Annotated in this window: 21 protein-coding genes; 5 read left to right on the top strand and 16 right to left on the bottom strand. The window is 61.3% G+C overall.

The features are described from left to right. Positions 1 to 104 precede the first annotated feature (104 nt). Positions 105 to 1,103, bottom strand: coding sequence for an alpha/beta fold hydrolase (locus tag C4J85_RS12185; RefSeq protein WP_124409715.1), 999 nt, complete (start codon positions 1,101 to 1,103; stop codon positions 105 to 107). Positions 1,104 to 1,369: 266 nt separating this feature from the next. Here C4J85_RS12185 and C4J85_RS12180 point away from each other — a divergent pair, with 266 nt between their 5' ends. Genes C4J85_RS12180 through C4J85_RS12170 form a run of 3 tightly spaced genes read left to right on the top strand, consistent with a single transcriptional unit; the run spans position 1,370 to position 4,653 of the window. Continuing rightward, positions 1,370 to 2,908: an NAD(P)/FAD-dependent oxidoreductase gene (locus tag C4J85_RS12180; protein WP_124409714.1), complete on the top strand. Its 1,539-nt coding sequence runs from the start codon at positions 1,370 to 1,372 to the stop codon at positions 2,906 to 2,908. Continuing rightward, a complete protein-coding gene (locus C4J85_RS12175; RefSeq protein WP_124366862.1) occupies positions 2,905 to 3,795 on the top strand; it encodes an SDR family oxidoreductase in 891 nt (296 codons plus the stop codon). Before C4J85_RS12180 ends, C4J85_RS12175 begins: the two co-directional genes overlap by 4 nt. 15 nt (positions 3,796 to 3,810) lie before the next feature. After that, positions 3,811 to 4,653, top strand: a complete 843-nt coding sequence (locus C4J85_RS12170) for a metal-dependent hydrolase (RefSeq protein ID WP_124409713.1) — start codon at positions 3,811 to 3,813, stop codon at positions 4,651 to 4,653. Between the two features lie 63 nt (positions 4,654 to 4,716). Here C4J85_RS12170 and C4J85_RS12165 read toward each other — a convergent pair whose 3' ends face one another. Then, positions 4,717 to 6,786 (bottom strand): EAL domain-containing protein, encoded by a 2,070-nt coding sequence (locus tag C4J85_RS12165; protein WP_124409712.1) that lies wholly within the window; start codon positions 6,784 to 6,786, stop codon positions 4,717 to 4,719. Positions 6,787 to 7,103: 317 nt separating this feature from the next. Here C4J85_RS12165 and C4J85_RS12160 point away from each other — a divergent pair, with 317 nt between their 5' ends. After that, positions 7,104 to 7,382 (top strand): hypothetical protein, encoded by a 279-nt coding sequence (locus C4J85_RS12160; protein ID WP_124362645.1) that lies wholly within the window; start codon positions 7,104 to 7,106, stop codon positions 7,380 to 7,382. Positions 7,383 to 7,393: 11 nt separating this feature from the next. After that, positions 7,394 to 7,723 carry a DUF6388 family protein gene (locus tag C4J85_RS12155; RefSeq protein ID WP_124362644.1) on the top strand — a complete coding sequence of 110 codons (330 nt, stop codon included), beginning with the start codon at positions 7,394 to 7,396 and terminating at the stop codon, positions 7,721 to 7,723. 8 nt (positions 7,724 to 7,731) lie between these two features. On the opposite strand, the gene C4J85_RS12150 is transcribed toward C4J85_RS12155, so the two are convergent. The 14 genes from C4J85_RS12150 to tssC form a co-directional block, all read right to left on the bottom strand. After that, positions 7,732 to 8,574: a serine/threonine-protein kinase gene (locus C4J85_RS12150; RefSeq protein ID WP_124407062.1), complete on the bottom strand. Its 843-nt coding sequence runs from the start codon at positions 8,572 to 8,574 to the stop codon at positions 7,732 to 7,734. Next, the gene (locus C4J85_RS12145) at positions 8,571 to 9,290 is read right to left on the bottom strand and encodes a PP2C family serine/threonine-protein phosphatase (RefSeq protein WP_124409711.1); all 720 of its coding nucleotides are present in this window, start codon (positions 9,288 to 9,290) and stop codon (positions 8,571 to 8,573) included. The genes C4J85_RS12150 and C4J85_RS12145 overlap by 4 nt, the downstream gene beginning before the upstream one ends. Beyond that, positions 9,287 to 12,643 carry a type VI secretion system membrane subunit TssM gene (tssM, locus tag C4J85_RS12140; RefSeq protein WP_124409710.1) on the bottom strand — a complete coding sequence of 1,119 codons (3,357 nt, stop codon included), beginning with the start codon at positions 12,641 to 12,643 and terminating at the stop codon, positions 9,287 to 9,289. Before tssM ends, C4J85_RS12145 begins: the two co-directional genes overlap by 4 nt. A 19-nt stretch (positions 12,644 to 12,662) precedes the next feature. After that, positions 12,663 to 13,520: a type IVB secretion system protein IcmH/DotU gene (gene icmH / locus C4J85_RS12135; RefSeq protein WP_124409709.1), complete on the bottom strand. Its 858-nt coding sequence runs from the start codon at positions 13,518 to 13,520 to the stop codon at positions 12,663 to 12,665. A 5-nt stretch (positions 13,521 to 13,525) separates the two neighbouring features. After that, complete coding sequence (gene tssK / locus C4J85_RS12130; RefSeq protein WP_124366856.1) at positions 13,526 to 14,854, bottom strand: type VI secretion system baseplate subunit TssK; 1,329 nt, start codon at positions 14,852 to 14,854, stop codon at positions 13,526 to 13,528. A gap of 1 nt (position 14,855) precedes the next feature. Continuing rightward, positions 14,856 to 15,341, bottom strand: a complete 486-nt coding sequence (gene tssJ / locus C4J85_RS12125; RefSeq protein ID WP_124366855.1) for a type VI secretion system lipoprotein TssJ — start codon at positions 15,339 to 15,341, stop codon at positions 14,856 to 14,858. 5 nt (positions 15,342 to 15,346) lie between these two features. Then, positions 15,347 to 16,135, bottom strand: coding sequence for a type VI secretion system-associated FHA domain protein TagH (tagH, locus tag C4J85_RS12120; RefSeq protein ID WP_124409708.1), 789 nt, complete (start codon positions 16,133 to 16,135; stop codon positions 15,347 to 15,349). Positions 16,136 to 16,153: 18 nt separating this feature from the next. After that, positions 16,154 to 16,285: a type VI secretion protein gene (locus tag C4J85_RS12115; RefSeq protein WP_124362636.1), complete on the bottom strand. Its 132-nt coding sequence runs from the start codon at positions 16,283 to 16,285 to the stop codon at positions 16,154 to 16,156. Positions 16,286 to 16,367: 82 nt separating this feature from the next. Continuing rightward, positions 16,368 to 17,894 carry a sigma-54-dependent Fis family transcriptional regulator gene (locus C4J85_RS12110; RefSeq protein WP_124409707.1) on the bottom strand — a complete coding sequence of 509 codons (1,527 nt, stop codon included), beginning with the start codon at positions 17,892 to 17,894 and terminating at the stop codon, positions 16,368 to 16,370. After that, a complete protein-coding gene (locus C4J85_RS12105; protein ID WP_124409706.1) occupies positions 17,891 to 20,326 on the bottom strand; it encodes an AAA family ATPase in 2,436 nt (811 codons plus the stop codon). Before C4J85_RS12105 ends, C4J85_RS12110 begins: the two co-directional genes overlap by 4 nt. 12 nt (positions 20,327 to 20,338) lie before the next feature. Continuing rightward, entirely contained in the window at positions 20,339 to 21,346 is a 1,008-nt protein-coding gene (tssG, locus tag C4J85_RS12100) for a type VI secretion system baseplate subunit TssG (protein WP_124409705.1), read from the bottom strand. Further along, the gene (tssF, locus tag C4J85_RS12095; protein WP_124409704.1) at positions 21,310 to 23,097 is read right to left on the bottom strand and encodes a type VI secretion system baseplate subunit TssF; all 1,788 of its coding nucleotides are present in this window, start codon (positions 23,095 to 23,097) and stop codon (positions 21,310 to 21,312) included. The genes tssG and tssF overlap by 37 nt, the downstream gene beginning before the upstream one ends. After that, positions 23,087 to 23,488, bottom strand: coding sequence for a type VI secretion system baseplate subunit TssE (tssE, locus tag C4J85_RS12090; protein ID WP_124409703.1), 402 nt, complete (start codon positions 23,486 to 23,488; stop codon positions 23,087 to 23,089). Before tssE ends, tssF begins: the two co-directional genes overlap by 11 nt. 14 nt (positions 23,489 to 23,502) lie before the next feature. Beyond that, positions 23,503 to 24,984 carry a type VI secretion system contractile sheath large subunit gene (gene tssC / locus C4J85_RS12085; protein WP_124409702.1) on the bottom strand — a complete coding sequence of 494 codons (1,482 nt, stop codon included), beginning with the start codon at positions 24,982 to 24,984 and terminating at the stop codon, positions 23,503 to 23,505. Positions 24,985 to 24,989: the final 5 nt, after the last annotated feature.

Here is a 24,989-nt window from a genome sequence, read left to right as displayed (position 1 = left end):
TTATCCGGGCCTTTTTGCGTGACCGGGCAGTCTCTTTTTCAGCGCGCCCGCCAGGTGTCTAGGGCGGGCGTTGACGCACTGGAACCGCAGATCGGATGGCATGGTTATTTACCCGCCATGGCAAACGAGGGCTGCAATACGGCGGCGCTTCGCGCAGGCCCAGCCCGTTTGGCGATCTGCTCGACCAACGCCACCACTCGTTCCGTGGCGGTAATCGGCAACATGTGCCCTCGGTCTTCCACCACCTGCAGCTTCAGCCCGGGCACCTTGCTGGCCAGGCCCTGACCGTGTTTCTGGAAGTCGAGCACGTTGTCCCGTGCGCCGTAGATGAGGCCGATTGGCAGCGTCAGCAGCGGGTAGCGCTTGACCATGTCCGGCAAGTGATCGTTGACTCGGTTGATCTCAGTGGACGCGGCAAAGAAGTTCTCGGGACGCATCCCCAGCAAACCGCCGCCGCGCGTAGCGAAGTCTGGCGGGGCGGCATCGGGGGCGAACACGCCCTTGACCACCGAGCCCTTGGTCAACAGGCCAATGGGAAGGGTCAAGGTGCGCGACACCCAGCGTCGCAGCCAGGCAGGGCGCACGGCCAGGGGCAGGAACACCAACGGCAGCATGCGCTGGGGATGGGTCAAGGGCGCCACCAGGATCAAGCCGGATACCGAATGCGGATGGTCAAGGGCCAGTGCCAGGGCAACCGCACCGCCCAGGGAATGCCCAAGCACCAGCGGCTGATCCAGCTCGAGGGTTTTGATAAAAGCGGCCATTTGGCGCGCCTGGGCCGGCAGGTCTGCCGCCGTGTGGTTGTGCCGACTGGAGTAGCCCGACCCTGGGCGATCGACGCTGATGACGCGGAACTGCCCACGTAACTGACCGGATAACGCGTAAGTCAGGTTGCGACTGCTGCCCATCAGCCCATGGATCATCACCAGCGCTGGGCCTTGGCCTTCGTCTACATAATGAAAGCGCTCGCCATCCACCTCGACGACGCGCCCGTTGATCGGAACGGCGGTTTCAATACGCCGTGTCATCCAGGCGCTGAAAGCCCACGACACAGCGCTCGCGCCTATTACTACACCCGCAGCGACAACCCACTCGACAGCCATAGCTCGGTCCTCTGCTTCCCTGCTGTTGGCGACCCGATCGGGATTGATCAGGCCTCAACCTTCGTCCACACCTTGGACCCAGCCTCTATGCGCGTCTGTCGGACAAGTCGCATAGATCGAACAAGGTCCTAGCGTAGGCGAAATTTTCAGGTAGATTATTTAAAATCTTTTTTAAAATAATTAATTCAATTTTCTTTTGCAACGGTGTTCTATCTAAAACACAAAAGAAAAACAGGAGCACATCCGATGCCCACCAAGGACCGCTTATGAATGCCCACAGCGACGCCATCGACATCGCCATCATCGGCTCAGGCTTCGCCGGCCTGTGCATGGCGATCAAACTCAAGCAAGCCGGGCTCAGCGATTTCTTCGTCGCTGAGCAGGCCGACACACTCGGCGGTACGTGGCGTGACAACCACTACCCTGGCTGTGCCTGTGACGTGCAGTCCCATGTCTACTCCTTTTCCTTTGCGCCCAACCCCGACTGGACGCGCCAATTTGCCCCGCAAGCGGAGATTCGCGCTTACCTGGAGCAATGCGCGCGGCGGTTCGGGCTGGCGCCGTACCTGCGTTTCGGCATGGGCCTGCAACGGGCGGTGTTCGATGATCAGCAGCAACGCTGGCAACTGACGTTCAGCGATGGCCGCCAAGTCAGTGCGCGAGTGCTGGTGTCGGGCATGGGTGGCCTGTCGCGTCCTGCACTGCCGGATATTCCTGGGCTCGACAGTTTCAAGGGCAAGCGTTTCCACTCGCAGCAGTGGGACCATGACTACAGTTTGAAGGGCAAGCGCGTGGCGGTGATCGGCACCGGCGCCAGTGCTATTCAGTTCGTGCCGCAGATTGCGCCGCAAGTGGCGCACCTGGACCTGTTCCAGCGCACCCCGCCCTGGATCATGCCCAAACCCGACCGGCCGATCTCAGGTATCGAACGCTGGCTGTTCAAGCATCTGCCGGTGACCCAAAGGCTGGTGCGCAGTGCCTTTTATTGGGCGTTGGAAGGCCGCGTGGTGGGCTTTGCCCTGCACCCGCGCTTGATGAAGATGGTGCAGAAAATCGCCCTGCGTCATTTGCGCAAACAAGTGGCCCGCCCTTCCCTGCGCAAGATTCTGACGCCGGACTACACCATCGGCTGCAAACGTGTGCTGATCTCCAACGACTACTACCCGGCGTTGTCACGCAGTAATGTCGAGGTGGTGACCGACCAGGTGCTGCGGGTCGAAGCCGATGGCGTGATCACCGCTGACGGCATCAAGCACCCTGCCGATTGCCTGATCTTCGGCACCGGGTTCCAGGCTGCCGATCCCCTGCCCCGTGGCTGCATCATTGGCCGCAACGGCATCGACCTGATGGACACCTGGCACGACGGCGCCCATGCCTATAAAGGCACCACGGTGCCGGGCTATCCCAACCTGTTCCTGATCGTCGGGCCCAACACCGGCTTGGGGCACAACTCGATGATCCTGATGATCGAAGCCCAGGTCGCTTACATCCTTGACGCGTTGCAACAGATGCAGCGCCAACGCATCGCCATGGTGGAGGTCAAACCCGCCGTGGAGCAGGCCTACAACGCGCAATTGCAAGGCAAGCTCAAGCGCACTATCTGGAATACCGGCGGTTGCCAAAGCTGGTACCTCGACCCGCGTACCGGCAAGAACACCACGCTGTGGCCCGGCTCGACGTGGCGGTTCAAGCAAGTCACCCGGCATTTTGCGCTCAAGGACTATGTGGTCAGCCGGGCGCCGGTTGTGCCTGTGCCGCGCGCCGCAGCAACCCCTCATTGCGCCACAGAAGGCAGTCTGTCATGAAGTCATTCACCGGCCGCGTGGCGGCAATTACGGGAGCGGCCTCCGGCATGGGTCGCGCACTGGCACTGGCCCTGGCACGGGAGGGTTGCCACCTGGCCTTGGCCGACAAGAACAGCCAGGGGCTGGAGCACACGCGGGACCTGGTCAGGACGTCAACCCTGTCGCCGGTGACCGTCACCACCCAGGTACTGGATGTCTCGGACCGCCAAGCCATGCTGGAGTGGGCGGCGCGGTGTGCGGCCGAGCATGGCCAGGTCAACCTGGTCTTCAATAATGCCGGAGTGGCGCTGTCGAGCACCGTGGAAGGCGTGGACTATGCCGACCTGGAGTGGATCGTCGGCATCAATTTCTGGGGCGTGGTGCATGGCACCAAGGCGTTCCTGCCTTACCTGAAGGCCAGTGGCGACGGGCATATCGTCAACACCTCCAGCGTGTTCGGCCTGTTCGCCCAGCCCGGCATGAGTGGCTACAACGCCAGCAAGTTCGCGGTGCGCGGCTTTACCGAAGCACTGCGCCAGGAGCTGGACCTGCAACGCTGCGGCGTCTCCGCCACCTGCGTGCATCCCGGCGGAATTCGTACCGACATCTGCCGCAGCAGCCGGATCGACGCGAACATGACCGGTTTCCTTATCCACAGCGAACAACAGGCGCGCGCCGATTTCGAAAAGCTGTTTATCACCGACGCCGACCAGGCCGCCAAGGTGATCCTGCAAGGCGTGCGCAAAAACAAACGCCGCGTGCTGATCGGTCGCGACGCGTATTTCCTCGACCTGCTCGCCCGTTGCCTGCCGGCGGCCTATCAAGCGCTGGTGGTGTTTGCCAGCAGGCGCATGGCGCCCAAACCACGCACGCCCGTGTTTGAAACCAACGACGAGCCCCGTCTCTGAACAGGAGCACACCCCATGTTGCCGATACGCCGTGATATCCGCTTCGCCCTGCCTGCCGGGCGCATCACCAACTGGCATGAACAAGGCCCGTTCATCACGCACTTTTTCAATGCCCTGTCGCTGCTGTTTCCCCAGGGCGAGCTGTTTTTCATGGACAGCGTGCGCCACTACCGCTCCTGCATCGACGATCCGGACCTCAAGAAAGAAATCCAGGGCTTCATCGGTCAGGAAGCCATGCACAGCCGTGAACACGTGGCCTACAACGACCTGCTGCAAGCGGCAGGCCTGCCGGCGCACAGCCTCGATCGCCGCTTGAAGTTCTTTCTCGACCTGCAAAAGAAACACATGCCGCCATCTTTTAACCTCGCGGTGACCATCGCCCTTGAGCACTACACCGCGATGCTCGCGGAAATCCTGCTGAGTGACCCGTCGCGTTTCGGCGACTCACTCAAGGGCTACCAGCAGATGTGGTACTGGCACGCCCTTGAGGAAACCGAACATAAAGCGGTGGCCTTCGATGTGTGGAACCGGGTGATCACGCCTGGGCCCAAGCGCTACTTGCTGCGTACCGGCACCATGCTGTTTACCACGCTGCTGTTCTGGCTGGTGGTGTTCGATTTCCATGTGCGCCTGTTGATTGCCGACCGCAAGTCGGGTGGGCATCTGCAGGGGTTCTGGCGCATGCTCAAGTTTCTGTACGCCCCCAAAGGCATCTTTGCGCGCATGCTGCGGCCGTGGCTGCACTATTTCAAACCGGGCTTTCATCCTTGGGACCATGACAATCGGGCACGGTTGGAGGAGATAGACGCACTGGTCGAGGAGATCGAGCGGACCAATCGGGGCTACGAGGCGGTCTAGCACGCCGGCGTGCTGTTTTGAACGGGGCCGGCTGCCAGAGCGGTCGGCCCCATGACTGCCAGATCACCCCAACCCCGCCCGCTCGCGCGCAAACTGCGGCACTTCATGCCCCGGCAACGCCCTGCTGAAATACCAGCCCTGAATGAACAACTCAGCCCCCGTATTCAGAAACGCCAATTGCTCGGCGGTCTCGACCCCTTCCACCACCACGCCCAGGTTGAGCGCCTCACAGAAACGCAGCATGCCGGTCAGCACCTGAGCGCCCTTGGGATCGTGCTGTGCAACCACGAAGCTGCGATCGATCTTGATGAAGTCCACCGGAAACTGATGCAGGTAACTCAACGCCGAAAACCCGGTGCCAAAGTCATCGATATATACCTTTGCCCCCAATGCCTGCAGTTTCTGGATGGTCTGACGGGTCGCCTGGATATCGCTGACCAGCGCATCTTCGGTGATCTCCACCGACACCCAGCCCTGGGCCTGGGCGAGAATCTCCACCAGACGATCACCATAAGCCGCGTCCTTGAGGGTAACGCTGGAGACATTGATGGTCATGGGCAATTCAAAACCGGCCTTCTTCCACTGTTGATACTGGCGTACGGCCTGGGACGCCACCCACACGTCCACATCCGGCATCAACCGCGCCTGTGCCAACCATTGCAGGAACTCCCAGGGTGAATGCACCGTGCCCTGGCTGTCCCGGGCGCGCATCAAGGCTTCGCAGCCGGTGCACAGGCCGGTACGGGTGGAGACCTGGGGCTGAAACTCAAGATAGAACTCGTAGTCGCTGATCTGCTGGATCCGGTTCAACTCAATGGCCTGCCGGGCCAGGGCGCGGTGCGACGCGAGTACCGGGTCGAACTCCAGCAACCGCCCCTTCTCCTCCAGGCCGCGAAATGTCATGTCCAGGGATTTGAGGTATACCGTGCCGCCGTCACTGGCCTGGCGATGGATCGCCCGTACATACGGCGCATACACCAGCGTCCCCAGGCCCATCAGTACAACCTGCAATACCACGGCCGCGACGTCGCCATGGGTACTGAGGTAAGCATTGAGAAACACCGGTGCGGTAAACGGCACGCTGGCCACGGCCGGTGCTACCCAACCCAGTTGCACCACCGCGAGCGCCACCGTCGCATTGACCGCCGGCACCAACAGAAAGGGTATGAACAACCGCGGGTTGAGGATGATCGGCAAACCGAACAACAGCACTTCGCTGACATTGAATAACGACAGCGGCAAACTGGCCATCGCCAGTAACCGCATGGACTGGCTCCTGGAAAACAGCAGGATTGCCAGGAGCAGGCACAGCGCGCCGCCCGACCCACCGATAAATGCGAAGCTGCCCAACAGGCCGCTGTTAAGCAGGTATTGAACCGGCTCACCCGCCGCCAGTGCCGCGCCATTGAGCACCACAGCTTGATCCAGTACATCGAACAGCGGCTGCATGGCATACACGCCATGAATCCCGAAAAACCACAACAGCGAGTTCATCAAAGTCACAAACAGGCCGCTGCCGTAAGGCGCCTGTAACGCATTGAGCACCTGCGGCCCCTGCAGTTGCGCCACATAGGGGATCTGCAGCAGCAACGACAACACCACCACCAATGCCAGCGCAGTGATCGCACCGGGCAGCACCATGTTGATCGTGCCCTTGAGGTTGTGTCCGATCAGGTCTTCATGCACCAGGCGAGTCCAACGCAAACGGTGCAGCCAGGCGATGGCCGGCACATTGATCAGCGGCGACGCGATGGCAATGAACAGCAGGAAGGTGGCCGAAGCCCGAGGGTATTCGCGCAAAAGAAACGTGGCCACCACTACGTTGGCAAGGCACAAAAAGGCTATTGGCAGTTGTGGCAAGCGGTGCTGAATGGCCAGCATATAGCCAATGGAAGCGGCGACCAGCAGTGGAATCACCGAGCTGATCCGGTCATGCAGGCCCGAAAGAAAGCTCACTATCGGTGGGCTGAAGCCCAGCACCTTGGCGCATTCGGACAGGATCAGGAAAACGGCAGACACCAACAGGCACGGCAGGATCCACAACAATCCCTCCCGAATCGCACGTAACGACTCGATACTGGCCAGGGCCGCCAGGCGCTGGGTAAGGAAAAGTTTGAACAGCGTTTGCGCCATGAGCCGCCCTCTGCCCGTATTCGCGGGGTCTGGAGATCAGCGCCGGAATACCCGTCAACGCTACACGCCCTGATGCTCGGCGCGAAAGCTTTTTGCCATCTCCCCGGGCTTTTCAGCAAAAAAACCCAGGGGGCTGTGAAAATTCCTAGATAAAAAATCGAACTTTCTGACCTGAGTCATCCCCTAAACCTGTCTGAGTCGGTATTATCCGCCGCGTTTCCGTTTGTTAAAGGATGTTACAACCTGGTTAACACCGGGTGCCCACTCAGGGAATATTGCCTGGCCAGAAGCAGGCACAAAGGAGAGAGAGCCTTACCATGCACCATAAGCGGTCCAGCACCATGCGCCCCCTATTTGTCACCATCCTGCTGTGGCTATGCAGCGTGGCGCTGTTATTTATCATCAAGAACGTCATCGAACTGTATACCGGGCCCGTCGCGGAGACCTGGATAGATTTGACGTTAGTGCTTGTCGCCTACCTGATGTTCTTTTTACTGGCACCGTTGCAACGCTGGCTCCAGCGCAGGTCGCGCAAGCGCGCTCGGCGTCACGTCGACGGGCACGCACCCGACGTCGACTCCCCTCTCTCTCGCTGAGGGGCTTGGCATTGTCAGCACCTGGCGATAACTATCAACGCGCACTGGACCGGTTCCTGCACGAACACCCGGATGTGGCCGCTGAATTGAACAACCTCAACCCACTGGCTGCCCAGGCCAGGGGAGAAACCGTGGCGCAGTATCGTACCGAGCGTCTGTATGAAGCCTTCGAAGCGCAGGCCGAGCGCCAGGGCCTGTTCGCCTGGGAGCTGACCCTCAAGCTGACTGCCGAGTCCAGCGAAGCCTTCGAAACTCAACGCCTCGAGGTGCACAAGGAAGTCGCACAGATGGCCGGCATGAGTTGGGCCGACTACTGCCAACTGCATGACCTGGCCGGCTGACGCGCTGGCTAGCCGAACCAGCGAAGCCGCCTGCACTCCATGACCTGCCGCAACTCGGCGACCGTCAGGGCCCGGCGTTGCGGGTCTTGCGCCAAGGCGGTGTGCAGTGCCGGCCAGCAACGTCGGGGCAACTGCCTGGGCCGAGGCAGTCCGGCGCCCGGTTGGCGTTCCCCGAGGCGCTTGCCCTGGGCCAACTCATACAGGATGCACGCCACGCCATAGAGGTCCGCAGCGGGCGTCAATGCGCCACCCGCGAGTAATTCAGGCGCCGCATAGGCCCGGGTCCAGGCATTCAACCGGCTGCGATTCACCGCCGCCAAGCCCGCCGGGTTTTGCATTAATGACTGCCCAAGGCCGAAATCGAACAAACGCACGCCCGCTTCGCCCACCATGACATTGGCCGGTTTGATATCGCCATGCAGCACGTTGTGTTGATGGGCATAAACCAACGCGTCCAGCAGTTGCAGGGCAATCGGTTGCAGCTCTGCCCACGGCAATCCATCAGGGCATTCCACAAGCAGTCGGTCCAGCGTCAGGCCATGCAGCAGCTCCATGGTAAAAAAGGCGATCTGGCTGGATGTATCCACCTCAAACGAATACACCCTCACCACGCGCTCATGTCGCAGGCGGCGCGCCAGCGCAAACTCGCTGAACAGCAATACATGGGCGTCCGGGCATGCAGACAAAGACTCGTCCAGCAGCTTGAGCGCCACAGCGGAACAAGGCTCGCCAAATTGCTCATGTAACAGGTCGCGGGCACGGTACACCACGCCCATCCCGCCCCGGCCCACGACCTGCTCAAGGTGGTAGCGGCCGACGAGCAAAACCGGGGGAGTGGATGCCGCACTCATGAGTGCACCACGATGGCGGTCAAATCATCGCGTGCCGGGGCGCGCAAAGCGCTGGCGAACAATCTTTCCACGACTTGCTGCGGCCCGCCTGCACTCAACGCCAGGCCCAGCTGGACATGGCTGAGTGCCTGGTAGAGACCATCGCTGCACAATAAAAATATATCGCCAGGGCGGGTCCTGAGCTCCAGCACCTCAAGCCGCAATGACGCGTGCGCGCCAATGGCCCGGGTCAAGGCTCTGGCATCAGGGTGGGCCCGAGCTTGCGTCGCACTCAACTGACCCTCGTCCATGAGGCGCTGCAACAGCGAATGATCTCTCGACAGCTGGTACAGGCGTTGTTCACGCCACAAGTAACAGCGGCTGTCCCCCGCCCACACACAGGCCGCACGCCCGTTATCCAGCAACAGTGTGACCACCGTACTCCCCATCGTCGCACTGCCGGTGCGCCGCGCATCTGCCAGCCGCCGGTTGACACCTTGCAGCCGTTGTCGAACCGCATCGACCCGCTGATCAAGGCTGCCCTGCGCCGACAACGAAGCCAGGCTGCTGATCACCCACTCGCTCGCGAGATCGCCGTGCCGGTGCCCGCCCATGCCGTCCGCCACGGCCCAACAGCCTCCTTGCGGGCAATCGAGCAGGGCATCCTCATTGCGCGGCCGTGACTGCCCGCGCTGTGTACGCCCGGCGCTGCGCCATGTGGGCCGCGCCGGGTTCACAGTTGCTCCGGCAGACGGAAGGTGCGCCACGTGTCCATCTCAAATGGGCTGGGTGTCCGTTGGCTGGTCAGCAGGTAGTTGGCGCGCAATCCGGCCAGGTCGGCCTTGACGATCTGCGCGTTGCGGTCACTCGCAGGCTCGCGTTGCAGCAAGTCGAAAAACCGGAACAACGACCAGGCGCCGGCGCTCTTCTCGATACCCAGGGGGCGCAATTCGCCCCCCCTCTCCAGTACGAGGCTGGCGCGTCCGTTATCTGTTTCGATGGGCCACCGGAACGTCATGGGTATGATCGGGCCGTGCCGGTATTCCAGCTGCTTTTCACCCAATCGCAGGATCGCTCGGTTGACGGACTGATCCAGGCTGTAGGGCGCCAAGGTAAAACCCACCGCCAACTCTCCCTGATCTTCGGTGAAAAAGCTGCGTCGGATGACCTGGGCTTTCGTCAGTTGATCCAGCAGCGAACGTGAGATCGGCAAACCCTGTCCGTCCAGCCCACGCAACCGGTAGCGCGTGCCATCCGCAGTGACAAACGAGCGCAGGTAACCCTCGTAAAAACGCGCCCACACGCCTTGGGGTTTAAAGAACTCACGAAAATCGTCAAGGGCCACATCATTCGTCGCGTGGGCGTTGAACGGATACCGTTGGCGAATCGCCCTGGCGTAAAGCCCCTGCACCTCGCTCTGGTAGCGCTGATTGACATGGGCATAGGCCTGGTCCAATAAATGGCGCCATGTCTGATCGCCAATCCCTTCAAACCAACCGGCAAGCGGAAGCGGCAAACGGCTGGACGCTGCACGCAGGTCGCCCAGCACGTCCTGCTGGCCGTCCATGCGCCGCTTTGCCCGCAAAAAGGCCGCCTGCTCCGGCGAACCCTCGCGGCTCAGGGTCGCCAATTGCAGGTGCAATTGGTCGAGCAGACGCAAACCCTGGGCCAGCTCCGCGCTGGGGTTCTGCTGCTCATCCAGCAACTGATGCAAGGGTTCAAAACGCCGCTGCAAGGCCCGGCGTGCCGAGTCGCCCAAGGCAGCCTGCCCCTGCGCCACCGCAGCCTTGGCGACCACGCCCAACGTGCCTGACGGCTGGGCCATCGTTGCCGGCAGCTCCAGGCCCGGCAGTAAACGGGTATTTTCACGAAGCTGCTGCAATAGCAGAAGGACTGGCGATTGGGCCGACGTCAGCCCGGCGAGACGTTCGGCATCCTCGCGCAGACCGTCGGTGTGCAGCAGCCTGATGCGACCAAGGGCATCGCTCCAGGCCTGGGCATACTCACTGAAGTAGCGCTGTTGCAGTTCGATCATCAAGCGCTGCAGATCCTCGCTGCTCAAGTCAGTGCCTTCGCCCAGTACCCAGTTATCCTGGGCAATGGCGTTCACCAGCTTGGGGCCTTGCGCTTCGAAGTACTGCACATACCTTTTGGTGTAGAAGCCAGGAACCGGTGGGTCGATGGCGGCGAAGACCTTGCCTTCGGCCAGACGCAACGGCTCCAGGTCGCGCGATTGTTCGCGCAGCACCCGGTACACCACGTCGGCCAATGACTCGCCCCGCAGCGCGGCCCGCGCCTGAGCCACCAGCTCGTCATTGAGGTGGGCGGAAAACGGTTGCTCAAGCAGTCGCGCCCAATGTTCATTCAGGCGCTTCTGTACCGGCATATCACCGGGAAACCGCAGCGACCAATGGCTGGCCATATGCTGCGCCAACCACGCGGTATCCCGGCGTTCGCGCAGATTGAGCATCAGGTACGCACGCAAGTTGTCGAGCAGGCGCTCGCGATCGCCGAGGCTGGCGCGTACCTGCTCTTCGAGCAGGTCAACAGTGCGGCCCAGCAGTCGCTGCTGCAACGTCTGCTCATAGGCGCGTGTCACCCACGGTCGGCTGACCTCGCCCTGATACAGGCCGGCTCGCTCGATCAGTGGAGCGTCGCCTGGTGTGGGAAACACCTGGGTCGCCGCCCAGCGAGCGTCCAGCAGCGCCAGGAGTGTCAAGGTTTCATCGTTACCCTGCACGACGGGAGCGCTAAGTGCAGCGATATGAGCCAAACGTTGTTGGTTGGCCGCGTAACTGTGCATCCACAGCCCCCCGGCACCCGCCAGGACCAGCGCAGCCGCCATCCCCAGCAACCCATTGCGCCGCCAGATGCGCTGGCGCTCGCGGGTCTGCAAGGCGGCCAGGTCCGCCCCGGCAAAGATCACCCGACTGAACAGGCCCTGCACGAAATGGCTGCGGCTGTCGCTGGCACAGGTCAGGTAGAACCCGCGCAAGCCGCTGATGCGCTGGTAGCGATGGGCGCAAAAAGCCCACTCGATAAACAGGCACAAACGCTCACCTATTTGCGCGGTCTGCTGGGGAAAATCAAGCATTCGTCCGCGGCGCTCGACATCGCGCTCCTGGTGCAATCGCTCAATCAATTCGCCGTGCAAACGTTGCAGTAATTGCTCGAACGCTCGGCGAACCTGGGTGATGTCATTGCCCGCCTTGTCAGCCTCCAGAGGTTGGCCCAGCACCGCTCCGACCTCGTCCCCTGACGGTGAGTCGAAGTACTCGATGAACCCCGCCAGTCGATCGGCCTGGGTCAACACCAGGTAGAGGGGTACATCCACCTGCAGTACCTGCTGAATTTCCTGCAGGCGCGAATGGACATGGCGCGCCAGTTGCTCCAGGTCGTGCTCATTACCGCTCAGGAGCCTGTCTACCGACAGCGTCACCACCACGCCGTTGAGCGGGCGCACTCGATGCCGCCACCTCAGACTGGCCAACAGCGTGGTCCAGCCGGCGGCGTCCACCGAACGGTCTGGTTGAATCAGATAGCGCCCTGGCGTGTCGATAAGCACCCCTTCATCGGCGAAGTACCAGTCACACTGCCCGCTGCCGCCCGTCGGCCGCGTGTCAGCCTGATCGAACGGTGACTGCAAACCCGCTGCCGCCAACAGTTGGGTCTTGCCACTGCGCGGTTCACCGATCACCAGGTACCAGGGCAAATCATGGCGCCAACGTGCGTTTCGCTCGCCATAGCGCGCAGACGTTTTCAACCGGTGGAGGGCGTCCTTGAAACGACCACGGACGTGCTTCTGCTCGTCCTCCACCGCTCTCAATGGCGGATGAGCGGTTGGCGGCGCCGGCCTTTCGAGTCCAGCAGCACGGCGCCCACCCGCCAGGACCATCGCCAATCCCCACAGTAGAAACAATACGCTGAGGGTCAACAGGCGGGCAGTGGCGCTTTGCCAGAACCGGTGGTCGTCCACGGCCAACAGCGGTCCGACGTACCACACGAATGCAGCACAGCAAAGCACCAGCATCAGGCTCCACACCCAAACCTTGGCCAGCACGGCACCCACGCCCTTGAAGAATGCGTTCATTCGTTGCTCCCTGCGTTTACTAGGGCGTGCGGGTAAGATCCGACGCCGACAATTGAAGGCTTTGCAGCGCACTTGCCCTGTCTCGCTCCAACACCCAGGCGAATCCCGTGTACATCGCGAGCAAACCGCACAGCGTGAAGGCCACACATCCGCCAACAGGAATGACGCGTACGTGCCTGCGTCGCGTGCGCCCCTGCCCTTCCGGCAACACCGGCGCCAACGGTGGATTGCCTCGCACCTGCCTGATCTGTCGATACAGGCCATCTCGAACGGCTTCGAGTTGCACCACCCCCCGCTCCATCACCCGGTATTGACCTTCGAACCCCAGGGACAGGCACAGGTACACCAGCTCCAGCATCGCCAAGTGTTTTACCGGGTCGCGCGCCAGGCGTTCCAGCAACTGGAACACTTTCTCGCCGCCGAACGTTTCGTGATGAAAGCGACTCAACAGGCTCATCTTCGACCAGTCACTTCGAGCGCCCCACGACGTGGTGACGACTGCTTCGTCAATCACGCTGCACAACACGTAGCGCGCAGACATGACCTGGGTATTTTCAATGCCACCCTGCAACGCACGGGTTTCGAATTGAGTCACCGCGGATGACAATCGGTCGTTGATCGTGATGAGGTTTTCCCGACCGGAGCAGCCCTTGAGCTGGACCACTTGCGACAATAGCTCCCAAGCGGCGACCACGAGGGGATTGAGCGCTGTGGTGAAGCTGTGTGCGCCCAGTGCTTGGCTCGCGTAGATCATCCGGTCCTGCAATTGTTCATAGCGCGGCGGCGCCGGGAACTCCGTGAGCGGCCCTTGCGCGGGCCCATGGCCGTCGCGATCGAGCAGGACGGTTTTTTCGTCCTGCGGGTATTCACTGTCCATAGCATTCAATTCCTGATGGCCCAGAAGGTCAGCTCAAGCCCGGCGAACTCGCCCCCGACATGGAACGCGAAGCCACCCGACTGCTCCAGCTGGGCGATATCGCGGGCATTCATATCCAGCATGAAATAGGTCTTGGCGGCGTGGAACGGGATCTGGCGCGGCGCTACGGGCAGTGGTTTGACCTTGATACCCGCCAGGTGCAGATTGACCAATTCGCGTATGCGCTCAACCGCGCCGACTTTCAAATGCGCCGGCAGGCGTTGGCGCAAGGCCTCCGAATCACACTGCGCCGTAGCCGCCAGGATGAACGTCGCAGTACCCAGCAATTTCAGGTCGCTGACCGGGCAAACCAATACGCCGTACTGACGTTGTTGCAACGGCAACTCGATGGAGTGTTGTTCCAGCACGACCGACAACACGGCACGCACAGCCTCCATCAGGCCCCGGAAACTTGCCCCCTGGTCGGCGTGCCGGTAATGCACATCCAGCGCCGGGCGCCTGCTATCGCTGGCGAACGTCGACAACTCACCGAGCAGTGCCACCAGTGCGCGGAATACCGCTTCAGGGCGAACCTGGGCCTGGCTCAGGCAGTGGCGCAGCTCCAACTCGGTACGATTGATTACTTGCAGCATGAGGAAATCGCCGACCTGCGTGCCGGCGGCGCTGCTCTCGCCCCGGATCCGCGCCGCGATGGCATCCCCCCGCGATGCCAGCAGGCCGATCACCTCCTTGAGACAAGACGATACATACCCGCGATCCTGCATAAAAATGAACGTCGGGACGAACTCCGCATCCAGGCGCACGCCCCCCGCGTCGGTAGACTCCAGCACCTGGGCAACCTTGAGTCTGACGAAGCCCTGTTCTTTGTGCTGCTCACCCAGCAGGAGACGCAAATCAGGTCGCGCGCAGTGAATTCGACAGCGAGCGTCGGCACCGGCGTTCGAATCACCTACCTCCACCTCACAAGCGAGGTAGCGCGCCAGGACATCACCCTGCTCCGGTTGGCGGGCTTCAATCTGATTGCCGGTTGCCAGCAGCAGCGCCAGGTAAACAGCCTGTTCCCCCGGGTTGGCGGGTACTTGTAATACCAGGGGCTCCATCGCGGTGCCATGGTCGAACAGGCTACCGTCCGGCAATACACCGCTGGCTTGAGTGACCACCAGTTTGCCCAGGTTGAGGTACTGCACATCGAGTTCCAGCGTGAGGAAGCCCCAGGCGTCAGGCCCCAGCAAACGCGTCTGGTTGAGCTGTTGCTGGTAATGGCGGTCGTTGTGCTGCAAGTGCTGCGGCCGCAACAGCATGCCTTCCTGCCAAATGACTTTATGCGCGTGCATATCACTGCACCTCCTTGCCGGAGCGCGGGTCGGCAAGCCGGATTCCGTCGTGGTCCAGTACCAGCTCGGCACGGTTCAATTGCTGCGCGGTGAGCGGAACGAGCAGCCGCCATTGAACGTGCGGCAAGTCTCGGTACGCCGCCAGCACGCCCACAAAATGACTTTTTGGCCCGACACTCAGCTTGAGCGCCAGTCGTTCCCCCGGGCGCAGCTCTATTTCCTCGCTGCTCACCCAGTCCTTTGGCAATACCTGCTCGGCGTGGTCATACAGGCTGAAGAAGTCGGCATTCTCGAAAGCTACGCCATGGCGCAGTTCAATCAGTTGCAGCACGACCGGCGAGGGTCGGCCATGAAGGTCCGGGTTGACCTGCTCACTGGCGGTCAGTACCAGGTCCAGTTTGGTCAATGTCGAAAAAGGCGATACGGCGCTGCAGCCAGCCAACAGGCCGAGCGTGAGCAACAGGGGCGTGAGGGTGACTCGATACATGGACATCATCCTGGATAATCGCTGTGCAGGGTTGAGATCAGGCGCACCTGTTCTTCAAAGGCCCGGCTGTGTTGCAGCCGTTCAACCTCCAGCCGACACAGGCGCGCCACCTTGATCGCCAGCGCCTTTCGTGCAACGTGGTCAAGCCGGCCCAGGTCAAGCCCCAGCGCCGCAGCAAACTCCGTCCAGAAGACGTCATCCGGCGGCGGTGCGGTCGCGACAGAGTCCGCTACGGGAAGCTCCTTGATGGGCTCAAACCGGCATGGCATTGCCACATGCTCACGGTCGGCGGCGTGCCGGTCCGCCCACTCTCCGGGCTCGCCAACGCCCGCATTCAAAGCTGCCAGTTCATCCGAGGTGCTATGTCGCTGATGCTCAAGGTCCAGTGCCCGCAACGGGTCCAGGGCCAGGAAAGCATCATCGGGAATCGGTACTCCCGTGATGATGGTCTGCTCACGCAAAGGTGGAGACGATTCCATCAGCCGCGCGCGTATCGACAGCGCACCCAGTTCGAACACGTCGCCATCTTCGATCAATCGTGCCTGCCCTTTGTGCAACCGTTCGCAACTGCCTGCCATGCCGATACCGTTGCTGCTGATATCCGTCAGAAAGTAACGACCTTCGCGGTAACCCACCAAACCGTGGTGACTGGAGAGCAGCCGACTGGGATCATGGATGACCCAGTCACAGCCAGAGCCACGCCCAATCACACCGCCCACGCCGTCAAACACTTTGCGCACCGTGGACACAGGGTCTGCGCCTGCGGCCTCACTTACCTCAAACACAAGCCGCATGGTCAAGCTCCCTCTTTCTTATCGGCCACGGGTCACCGCCTGGGGCTCACCCAAAGGACGGTATTGGGCATCATCGAATACGTAATTGGCGTTACAACCGCCAAGCAGACACAACACAAGCACGACGACGTGCCACGGACGATCAGGCATCAGGTTTCTCCTCGGTGAAAAGGCCCGCCGACTTCATATCGACGACGGCGGCAATGATCTCGGCAATCCTCGGATGCACCGTTCAACGCTCCCCGCTGGCTTCGCCGCAAGGAATGTTCAAGCGTGCAAGCCGGTAAAGCAGCGTGCGCCGTGCGACGCCGAGCTCACGCGCCGTACGGGTCCGATTGCCACGATTCTTGTGCAGGCAATCGAGCAGGAACACGCGCTCTACCCGCTCCAGACGCTGGCGCAGCGTGACATCATCAACGGCGGTCGCGGCCGACGCCTGGGGAAGCGACAGGTGCGCCGGCAGGATCACGTTGTCGTCACACAGCAGAACGGCTCGTTCCACCAGGCACTTGAGTTCACGCACGTTGCCAGGAAAGGCATGACTCGACAGTTGGTCAAGGGCGATATTCGACCATTCCACAGGTGTCCTTCCCAGGCTTGCGCACGCCTTGTCGGCGAAATGCCGTGCCAGCTGCAGCACATCCCCGTCTCGCTCACGCAAGGCCGGTAACTGGATGGGGAACTGGGCAAGCCGGTAATAAAGATCCTCGCGAAAACTGCCTTCGGCGACCATGGCTGCGAGGTCACGATGGGTCGCCGCGATGATGCGCACATCAACCTTGTGCGCAGCACTGGCGCCCAATGGGCGAACCTCACCTTCCTGCAATACCCGCAACAACTTGGCTTGCAGGGTCAGCGGCATATCGCCGATTTCATCCAGCAGCAACGTGCCGCCATGGGCGGCGTCGAACAACCCTGCATAGTTGCGCTCGGCACCGGTAAACGCGCCTTTGCGGTAGCCGAACAGCTCGCTCTCCAACAAGCCTTCCGGGAACGCAGCGCAGTTCTGCACCACGAAAGCCTTGGCGGCACGCGGCCCTGCCAGGTGGACGGCCCGAGCCACCACCTCTTTGCCGGTGCCGGTTTCTCCCCGTAGCAGGACGGTATAAGGGGTATGCAGCACCTTGCTGATCAATTGGCAGGTTTGCGCCATCGCTGTGCTGTTGCCAATCAGGCCATACGTGCCGGTCAGCGACACTGCACGCGGTGGCGGCGCAAGAGCCGGCACCCACCGCAGGCTGCGCAGCAGGGCCAGTTGGTGCAAGGCGAAGCTGGCGAACTGGCCCAGCGAGGACGCGTAGCCTTGCAACGCTGCCGGGCGTTGGGCCGCGCATAGCAGCACGCCCGTGAGCGTATTGAGGCGGTTGAACAGCGGCACACTCAACAAGGCGCGCCAAGGTGATGCGAGCACCGGCAAGAAACCCAGGTCGTAAGGACTGTTTTGCACATCATCCACACTGACCGCGGCGCCTTGATCCAGTGTGTCGCGCAGTAAAGGCACGTGTCGCGGATCGATACTTGAAGTCGCCACCGCCAACGAGGGCGTCGCGCTCAGGTGTTGGGCGGCCAGCTCAAGCCGGCCGGTCGCTTCGTCAAGCCGGTACAACTGGGTGAGCTCACAGTGACTCAGTTGCGCCACCGCTGAGACGCACGCGCCAGGCAATGAAGCGCCGTCACTGTCCAGGCCTATACGTGTGAAGCAGCCGATCAAGGCGCTGGCGTGGGCAAGCGAGTCAGGCAATTGATCAAGGTCGGTCATTGGCTGAACTCGCAGAGCGGCAGGCCGTTGCCATCCAATCGCGCATGCACCACGGAAACCGGGGTCTCCATGGCCATGGCGCCGAGCAGACCGTCCACCATCTGCGGCAACAAATGGCGCTCGATCCACTGGTCGATGTACCGCGCACCGCTGTCACCGTCCGCGCAACGCTCGGTCATGTGCGCGACCAATTCTGGCGTGTAGGTGAATGCCAGTTTGCGCGAGTGCAGCCGTTGGCCAAGGCCCGCAAGCTTGAGCTCTGCCACGTCGTGCAGCACCTGCTCGTCAATCGGGTAATACGGTATGACGCGCATACGGGCGAGCAATGCGGGCTTGAAGTGGGCACGCAGCACCGGATAGATGGCGTCTTGCAGCACCTGGGGTTCAGGTCGTTGACCGCCTGCGCAAAGCGCGTTGATACAGTCGCTGGCAAGGTTGGACGTCATCAGCAGCACGGTGTTGCGAAAGTCGATTTCCCGCCCTTCGCCATCATTCGCGCGCCCTTTGTCAAAGACTTGGTAAAACAGGTTCAATACCTCCGGGTCGGCCTTCTCCACCTCGTCGAGCAGCACGACTGAATAGGGACGCTGGCGTACGGCTTCGGTCAAAACCCCGCCCTCGCCATAACCGACATAACCCGGTGGCGCACCGATCAATCGGGAAAGCGCGTGCTTCTCTTGGTACTCCGACATATTGATGGTGGTGACAAACCGTTCACCACCGTACAGAAGATCCGCCAGGGCCAGGGCTGTTTCTGTCTTGCCTACACCGCTTGGCCCCACCAGCAGAAACACCCCGACAGGGGCATCGACCTTGTTGAGCCCGGCGGCAACGGCGCGCAAGGCACGATCAAGGGCCTGCACCGCGTGGTCCTGCCCAAGCACGCGCGAGCGCAAGGCCGCGGCAAACCCAAGCACTTTTGTGTTCGGTTCAAGGGCCAGCTGCTCGACGGGAATACCGGTCCACGCGCTGATGACATGCGCTACGCCGTGCGGGCAAACCTCAGGTTTCACCAACGGCCCATCGCGCTCAAGCCACTGTTGCTCCAGTACCTGGCGCTCGTGCTCAAGGGTTTCCAGGCGCAACTTCAGCGCCTGCAGAGCCTGCGCATCCACAGGCAATCCGCTATCAAAGTCTCGACTCAGCGCCCGCGCCTGCCGCTGGCCCTCGATCAGTTCGGCGCGTAGCGCCTGCAGTGCCTCAGGCGGCATTGCCTGACGCGTGCGAACGTTGGCACAGGCGGTATCCAGCACGTCCACCGCCTTGTCCGGCAACTGTCGGCCCACCAGATAGCGTGCGCTCATGTGGGCCGCTGCTACCACCGCATCATCACGGACATACACGCCATGGCTCGCTTCATAGACAGGCACCAGTCCCCGCAGAATCGACACTGCCTGCTCGACACTCGGCTCCTCGACCAGTACCGGCTGGAACCGCCGCGCCAATGCCGGGTCCTTCTCGATGTACTGCTTGTATTCCGACCAGGTGGTAGCGGCGATCGTACGCAGCGCGCCGCGCGCCAAGGCCGGCTTGAGCAGGTTGGCCGCGTCCAGGCCTCCCGGCTGGGCGCCAGCGCCCACCAAGGTATGGGCTTCGTCGATAAACAGGATGACCGGTTCAGGCGATGCGTTCACTTCATCGATCACACCTTTGAGACGTCGCTCGAACTCGCCTTTGAGGCCAGCACCCGCTTGCAGCAAGCCCATATCGAGGGTCAGCACGCGAACGCTTTTAAGGGCCTCGGGCACCTGCAAAGCCGCGATCTGCAACGCAAGCCCTTCGACGATCGCCGTTTTCCCCACCCCGGCCTCCCCCACGAGAATCGGGTTGTTCTTGCGCCGCCGCACCAGGATGTCGATCAATTGCCGTATTTCGCGCTCGCGGCACAGCACTGGGTCTATCCGGCCCTCACGGGCATGCTGGGTGAGGTCCTGGGTAAAGCGCTGCAACAGCGACTCCGTGGCAATCGGCTGATGCTCGCTGGGCTGGCCCAGCAGAAAATCACGCACCTTGCCGACATCCAGGCGGCTGAGCACAGCGTGATACCGGCTGCCCGCGTGCTCCAGCGGGTGCTGTAAAAGTGCCAGCAACAGCGCACCGTGATCGACAGAACGTTGGCCCAACTCCACGTGGGCAACCATAACGGCTTGTTGCAACCACAGCACCAAGGCCTGGGCGAACACCGGGTTGCGTGTAGCGCTCTGCTCGCTCCTGGGCTGTAGGGCTGCTTGCAGTTCGCCCAGGGAAACGTCGGCATCTGCCAGCGCCTTGGCCATCAGCCCGGCGGGATGCTCGAGCAAGGCCAGAAGCAGATCCTCCACCAACACTTCATGGCCACCACGCGCCATGCAGCGCTCAGCCGCGCGCGTCAGGTCCCGGCGGGTCGGGGCCGTCAATGTACGGATCAGTTGTTGCAGGTCCACATTAATCATGCGCATCAATCCTTAATGAAAATGGCCGGCGAGCGTGATCGCACCGTCCGCTCGCTCATGTTCCAGCCAACTGGTCCAACCCAGGCGGCACACATTGTTTTCGCCGATATGCAACGCCCTGATTTCGCCGGGTGCCAATACCAGGCGCAGGTCAAATTGCAACGCGTCTCGCGCGGTTAAACGCACCAGCGAGCACGCGGGGGCATAGGCCGTTCCCGTGGGCAGAAAGTCGTGAAAACGCTGCCAGCCCAGGGCCTTGATGTGCACCCTGAACTTGCCGCTGCGATCAGCGATGCGACGCCCCAATACCAGGTCGTGGCCAAGCGTGCAGTTGGCGTGGCCCAAGTCATTGCGCTGCGAATGCGCGAGGTCCACCGTGCGTTCGACCCATTGCTCGATGAACACCTGGGCATGCTTGAGGTAATACCGCAGGACGGTCTCCATCAACGCAGCCGAGTGCGCGCGCAGGCTCAGAAGCCCGAGGTAAGGCAGCAAGCGCTTGCAATCAAGAAGCGAGGCGCCCCGTATCGCGTGACTGCCGAGGCCAATCAGCGCAAACATTTGCTGGGAAAACCCATCACTGGCGCCCTGTTGAAAGCAGGCCCGGTAACGGTATTTGCGCCAGATCGGTAACATCAGACGGTGCAGTCGATGGTGGAACATATCGAGGAAGTCCCGCGTGGGGTTACCACCTGCGCGCTCCGCAAACGCCTGCTCGGCATAAAACGCGGGCAACGGTGAGCCCGCGCCAAACAACCCCAGCACGTTGATGCGCAGACGCGCCCGCAAGTGCCCGTGGTCCAGGAAAAATTCCACACGGTCGATATCGTGTCCTGCAAACCCCAGGCCTGGATTGGCCTGGAATTCCAGCTGGTCATACAGCGCATCCTCATCCAGCAGGGGATGAGCTTCACGTAAACGTGCGACCACCTGCACCACCGCCTGGAATAGCGTGTATTCGCGGATAGCACGGCAAAGCTGAGTCAAAGCAGGGGTTGCTGCCCCATCCGGAACGGCCATAGATACACGTCTCCTTGTGTGCTGATCACTCGCAACTCGTGATACGAATTGAGGCTGGCGTAAAGCGCAAAGAACTGATTGAGGACCGAAGCGAACACAAACAGATCGCCCTGGCCTGCAAACCCCAGGGGATCCACCGTCAGGTCCACCCGCAATCCGCGAATCGGCAGGCCGCGGTGCAACCGGTCAACCGCTTCGTGCTGGATAGAGCGCAGCGCGCCCAACTTTTTCTGGCTGATTTTCAGCGCCTGTCGATCGTGATAGCGCGGCAGGTCGTAGGTCGCGAGAATCACTTTCAATGCGTTGATATCGGTCAGCGACACATAGTTGAGCGACATGTTGCTGATGAGCTTCCAGAGATAATCCTGGTCCAGTGGCGGCGCAAAACTCGCGGTTGGCGCAGTGATGTTACGGAACGTCAATGACTCAGGGGTGTGCTCGCCGGGCTGGTTGATCTCACCTGCCCTTAGCTGTCGCGGCAGACCGGCATTGGTACAGGTCAGCTCGATCGACAGTGTTTCCGGGCCCTGCTCGCAGCGATCGCCAAAGCCTATCCAGGTAGCCGGCCCGTCATGCTGGACCGACGGCCGTTGACGGATGCTGAAGCTGGGTAACGCCGGCGAAGTTTCGCCATCACGGTCATGCTCGAACGACTCAAAGGGCACGTAGGTTTGATAGCCCAAGCCACCAGGACGCCATCCGGTAACACGGTCAACCGAAAACACCCCGGCGTTTTCCGGAGAATATTCCCCCGGCAACAGCAGGTATTCATCCTGTTTTCCATCCAGCCGAATGGGTATCGCGTCGTGACTGAACAGGTTGACGATAGGCGTGCAGTACAGCTTGACGTTGTCCAGGGTGGGGCGCTGGAGCGCATGCCCCTGGGGGCGCAGCTCGAAGCGCAACACCATGCCATGTGCCTGCTTGAGCACCTCATGGGGGAATCGATGCAGCGCACCCAACCCTTGAACATCGACAAACAGGTATTTCTCGGGAAACGTGAAATATTCCTGCAAGTGGCGATAACCACGGAAGGTGTTTTGCGGGTAAGGAATTAATGCGTGTTCCTCTGCAAAACCCACCGGCTGAACCTGGCTGGCGCCGAGCCGTAGCGTCGCAGGTTGACCATTGATCCCGTTGACCGGCAAATCGTTTTGGTCCAATAGCTGCAGATGGATGCCATCCAGATGTCGCAACAAGCTGAGGTACAGGCCTTGGCTCACATAGTGGTCTCCGGCCAGGTGCAGTCGTAACGATTCGAATGTCAGCGCACAGAAATTCCCCTCTGCACTCAGGGTCAGGCGCAGGTCCAACCAGGTTGCTTCGCCCTGGCAGGTGTAATCCAGGCGACGAAGTTGCAGCGGCATTACGTCGGTGGCATAGCAGGTTCTGAAACGGCAACGTTCGCCCTGGATAGGCATGCTTTCCACTGCGGTGTCCCGTGCCACGCGAACGCTGGGGCCGGCGCAGTTCAACGGGTCGAATTGCAGGATGCTGAAAGCAGGCATTGGCCGCATGTAATTGGGCCATAACAGCTGCATCAGGGAATGCGTCAACTCAGGCAGCTCGTCATCGAGCTTCTGGCGCAGGCGCGCGGTCAGGAATGCAAAGCCCTCCAGCAAACGCTCCACATCCGGGTCTTGACCGGTCTCGGCGAGAAACGGTGCCAGGGCCGGGTTGCGCTCGGAAAAGCGCCGCCCGAGTTGTCGCAGGGCACTGAGTTCGCTCTGAAAATAGCGGTTAAAGGCCATCTGCGCAGACCTCTACCTGCCCGGCATCCGCCAGGCGCGCGTGGAACACGACGGCTTGAGTGCCACCGTCGATGAGCAGCCCGGCCTCGATGGCAAAGGCCAGTGCCAACGTTTCATGGACGCGCGGGAGCACCCTGACGCGTACATTCACCAGCCGTGGTTCGTAAGCCTGGATGAAGCGCTCGATCAGCAGGCGTGACTGGGTCAGGGACTCATGCAGGCTGAGCCGCATATCATTGAGATCAGGCAAGCCGTAATCCGGCAGCGTCTGGACGCTGCCGGCGCGGGTGCTGAGCATTTTCGTCAAATGCGTGGCGACGGACGTCATGCGGCACACGCTGGCGCACGCATCGGGCTCGAGGCGCTCGAAAAGGCTGTTGTGGTGGCGCATCCCCTGGCCTCGGCTCATTCTTTGTCGAGCTTGCCGACGAGGGACAAGGTGAAGTCCGCCCCCATGTATTTGAAATGCGGACGTACGCTCAAACTGACGCGGTACCAGCCCGGCTCACCCTCGACATCGCTGACGACGATGCGCGCTGCGCGCAGCGGACGGCGCCCGCGTACCTCGGCACTGGGGTTTTCCTGATCCGCCACGTATTGGCGAATCCACTTGTTGAGTTCCAACTCCAGGTCGGTGCGTTCCTTCCACGAGCCCAGTTGTTCGCGCTGCAGGACCTTGAGGTAGTGGGCCAGGCGATTGATCACCATCATGTAAGGCAACTGGGTACCGAGCCGGTAGTTCAGCTCCGCTGCCTTGCCCTCTTCGCTGATGCCGAACGTCTTGGGTTTCTGCACGGAACTGGCGGAAAAGAAGGCAGCGTTGTCACTGCCCTTGCGCATGGTCAGGGCGATGAACCCTTCTTGCGCCAACTCGTATTCGCGTCGGTCTGAAACCAGTACCTCGGTAGGAATCTTGGTTTCAATCTCACCCATGCTCTGGAAATGATGCAACGGCAAGTCCTCGACCGCCCCGCCACTCTGGGGGCCGATGATGTTCGGGCACCAGCGAAAGCGCGCGAAACTGTCGGTCAGGCGAGTGGCGAAAGCGTAGGCCGTATTGCCCCACAGGTAATGCTCGTGGCTGTTGACCACATTTTCCTGGTAGGCAAAGGTTTTGACCGGACACTCAAGGGGGTCGTACGGCGTGCGCAATAAAAAACGCGGCACGGTAAGGCCGATGTAGCGGGCATCTTCGCTCTGGCGAAAGCTTTGCCACTTGGCAAACTGCGGGCCTTCGAAATGATCCTTGAGATCCTTGAGGTCAGGTAGACCGGTGAAGCTTTCCAGACCAAAGAAACCAGGCCCGGCGGCCGCGATGAACGGCGCGTGAGCCATACCGGCGACACTGGAAACGTACTGCATGAGTTTCACATCAGGCGCGCTGGGGGACAGGAAGTAATTGGCGATGATCGCCCCTACCGGCTGGCCGCCAAACTGGCCGTATTCAGCACTGTAGATATGCTTGTAAAGCCCCGACTGGGTCACTTCCGGGGAATCCTCGAAGTCGTCCAGCAGGTCCTGCCGCGAGACATTGAGCAGCTCTATCTTGATGTTTTCGCGGAAATTGGTGCGCTCGACCAGCAGTTGCAGCCCTCGCCAGGCTGCCTCGAGTGCCTGGAAGTCCGGGTGGTGCAGGATCTCATCCACTTGCTGGCTGAGCTTGGCATCGATCTCGGCAATCATTCGGTCGACCAGACGCTTCTTGACCGGTTCTTCGCGGTTGTGAGGCTTGACCAGTTCTTCGATAAACGCCGACACACCGCGCTTGGCGATGCTGTATGCCTCGTCATCGACGCTCAATAACGTCTGGGCAATGATGTTGTCGAGAATGCTGCACTCGTCGGCGGCTTTGGGCAGAGGCAGCGAGTTGTACTGGGTAGTCGTCATGGGAT

Origin of the sequence: Pseudomonas sp. R4-34-07 (assembly GCF_003852375.1) — a bacterium.
Lineage (GTDB): Bacteria > Pseudomonadota > Gammaproteobacteria > Pseudomonadales > Pseudomonadaceae > Aquipseudomonas.
The sequence above is the reverse complement of the archived record's forward strand: the minus strand, read 5'-3'. Positions and strand labels throughout refer to the sequence as shown.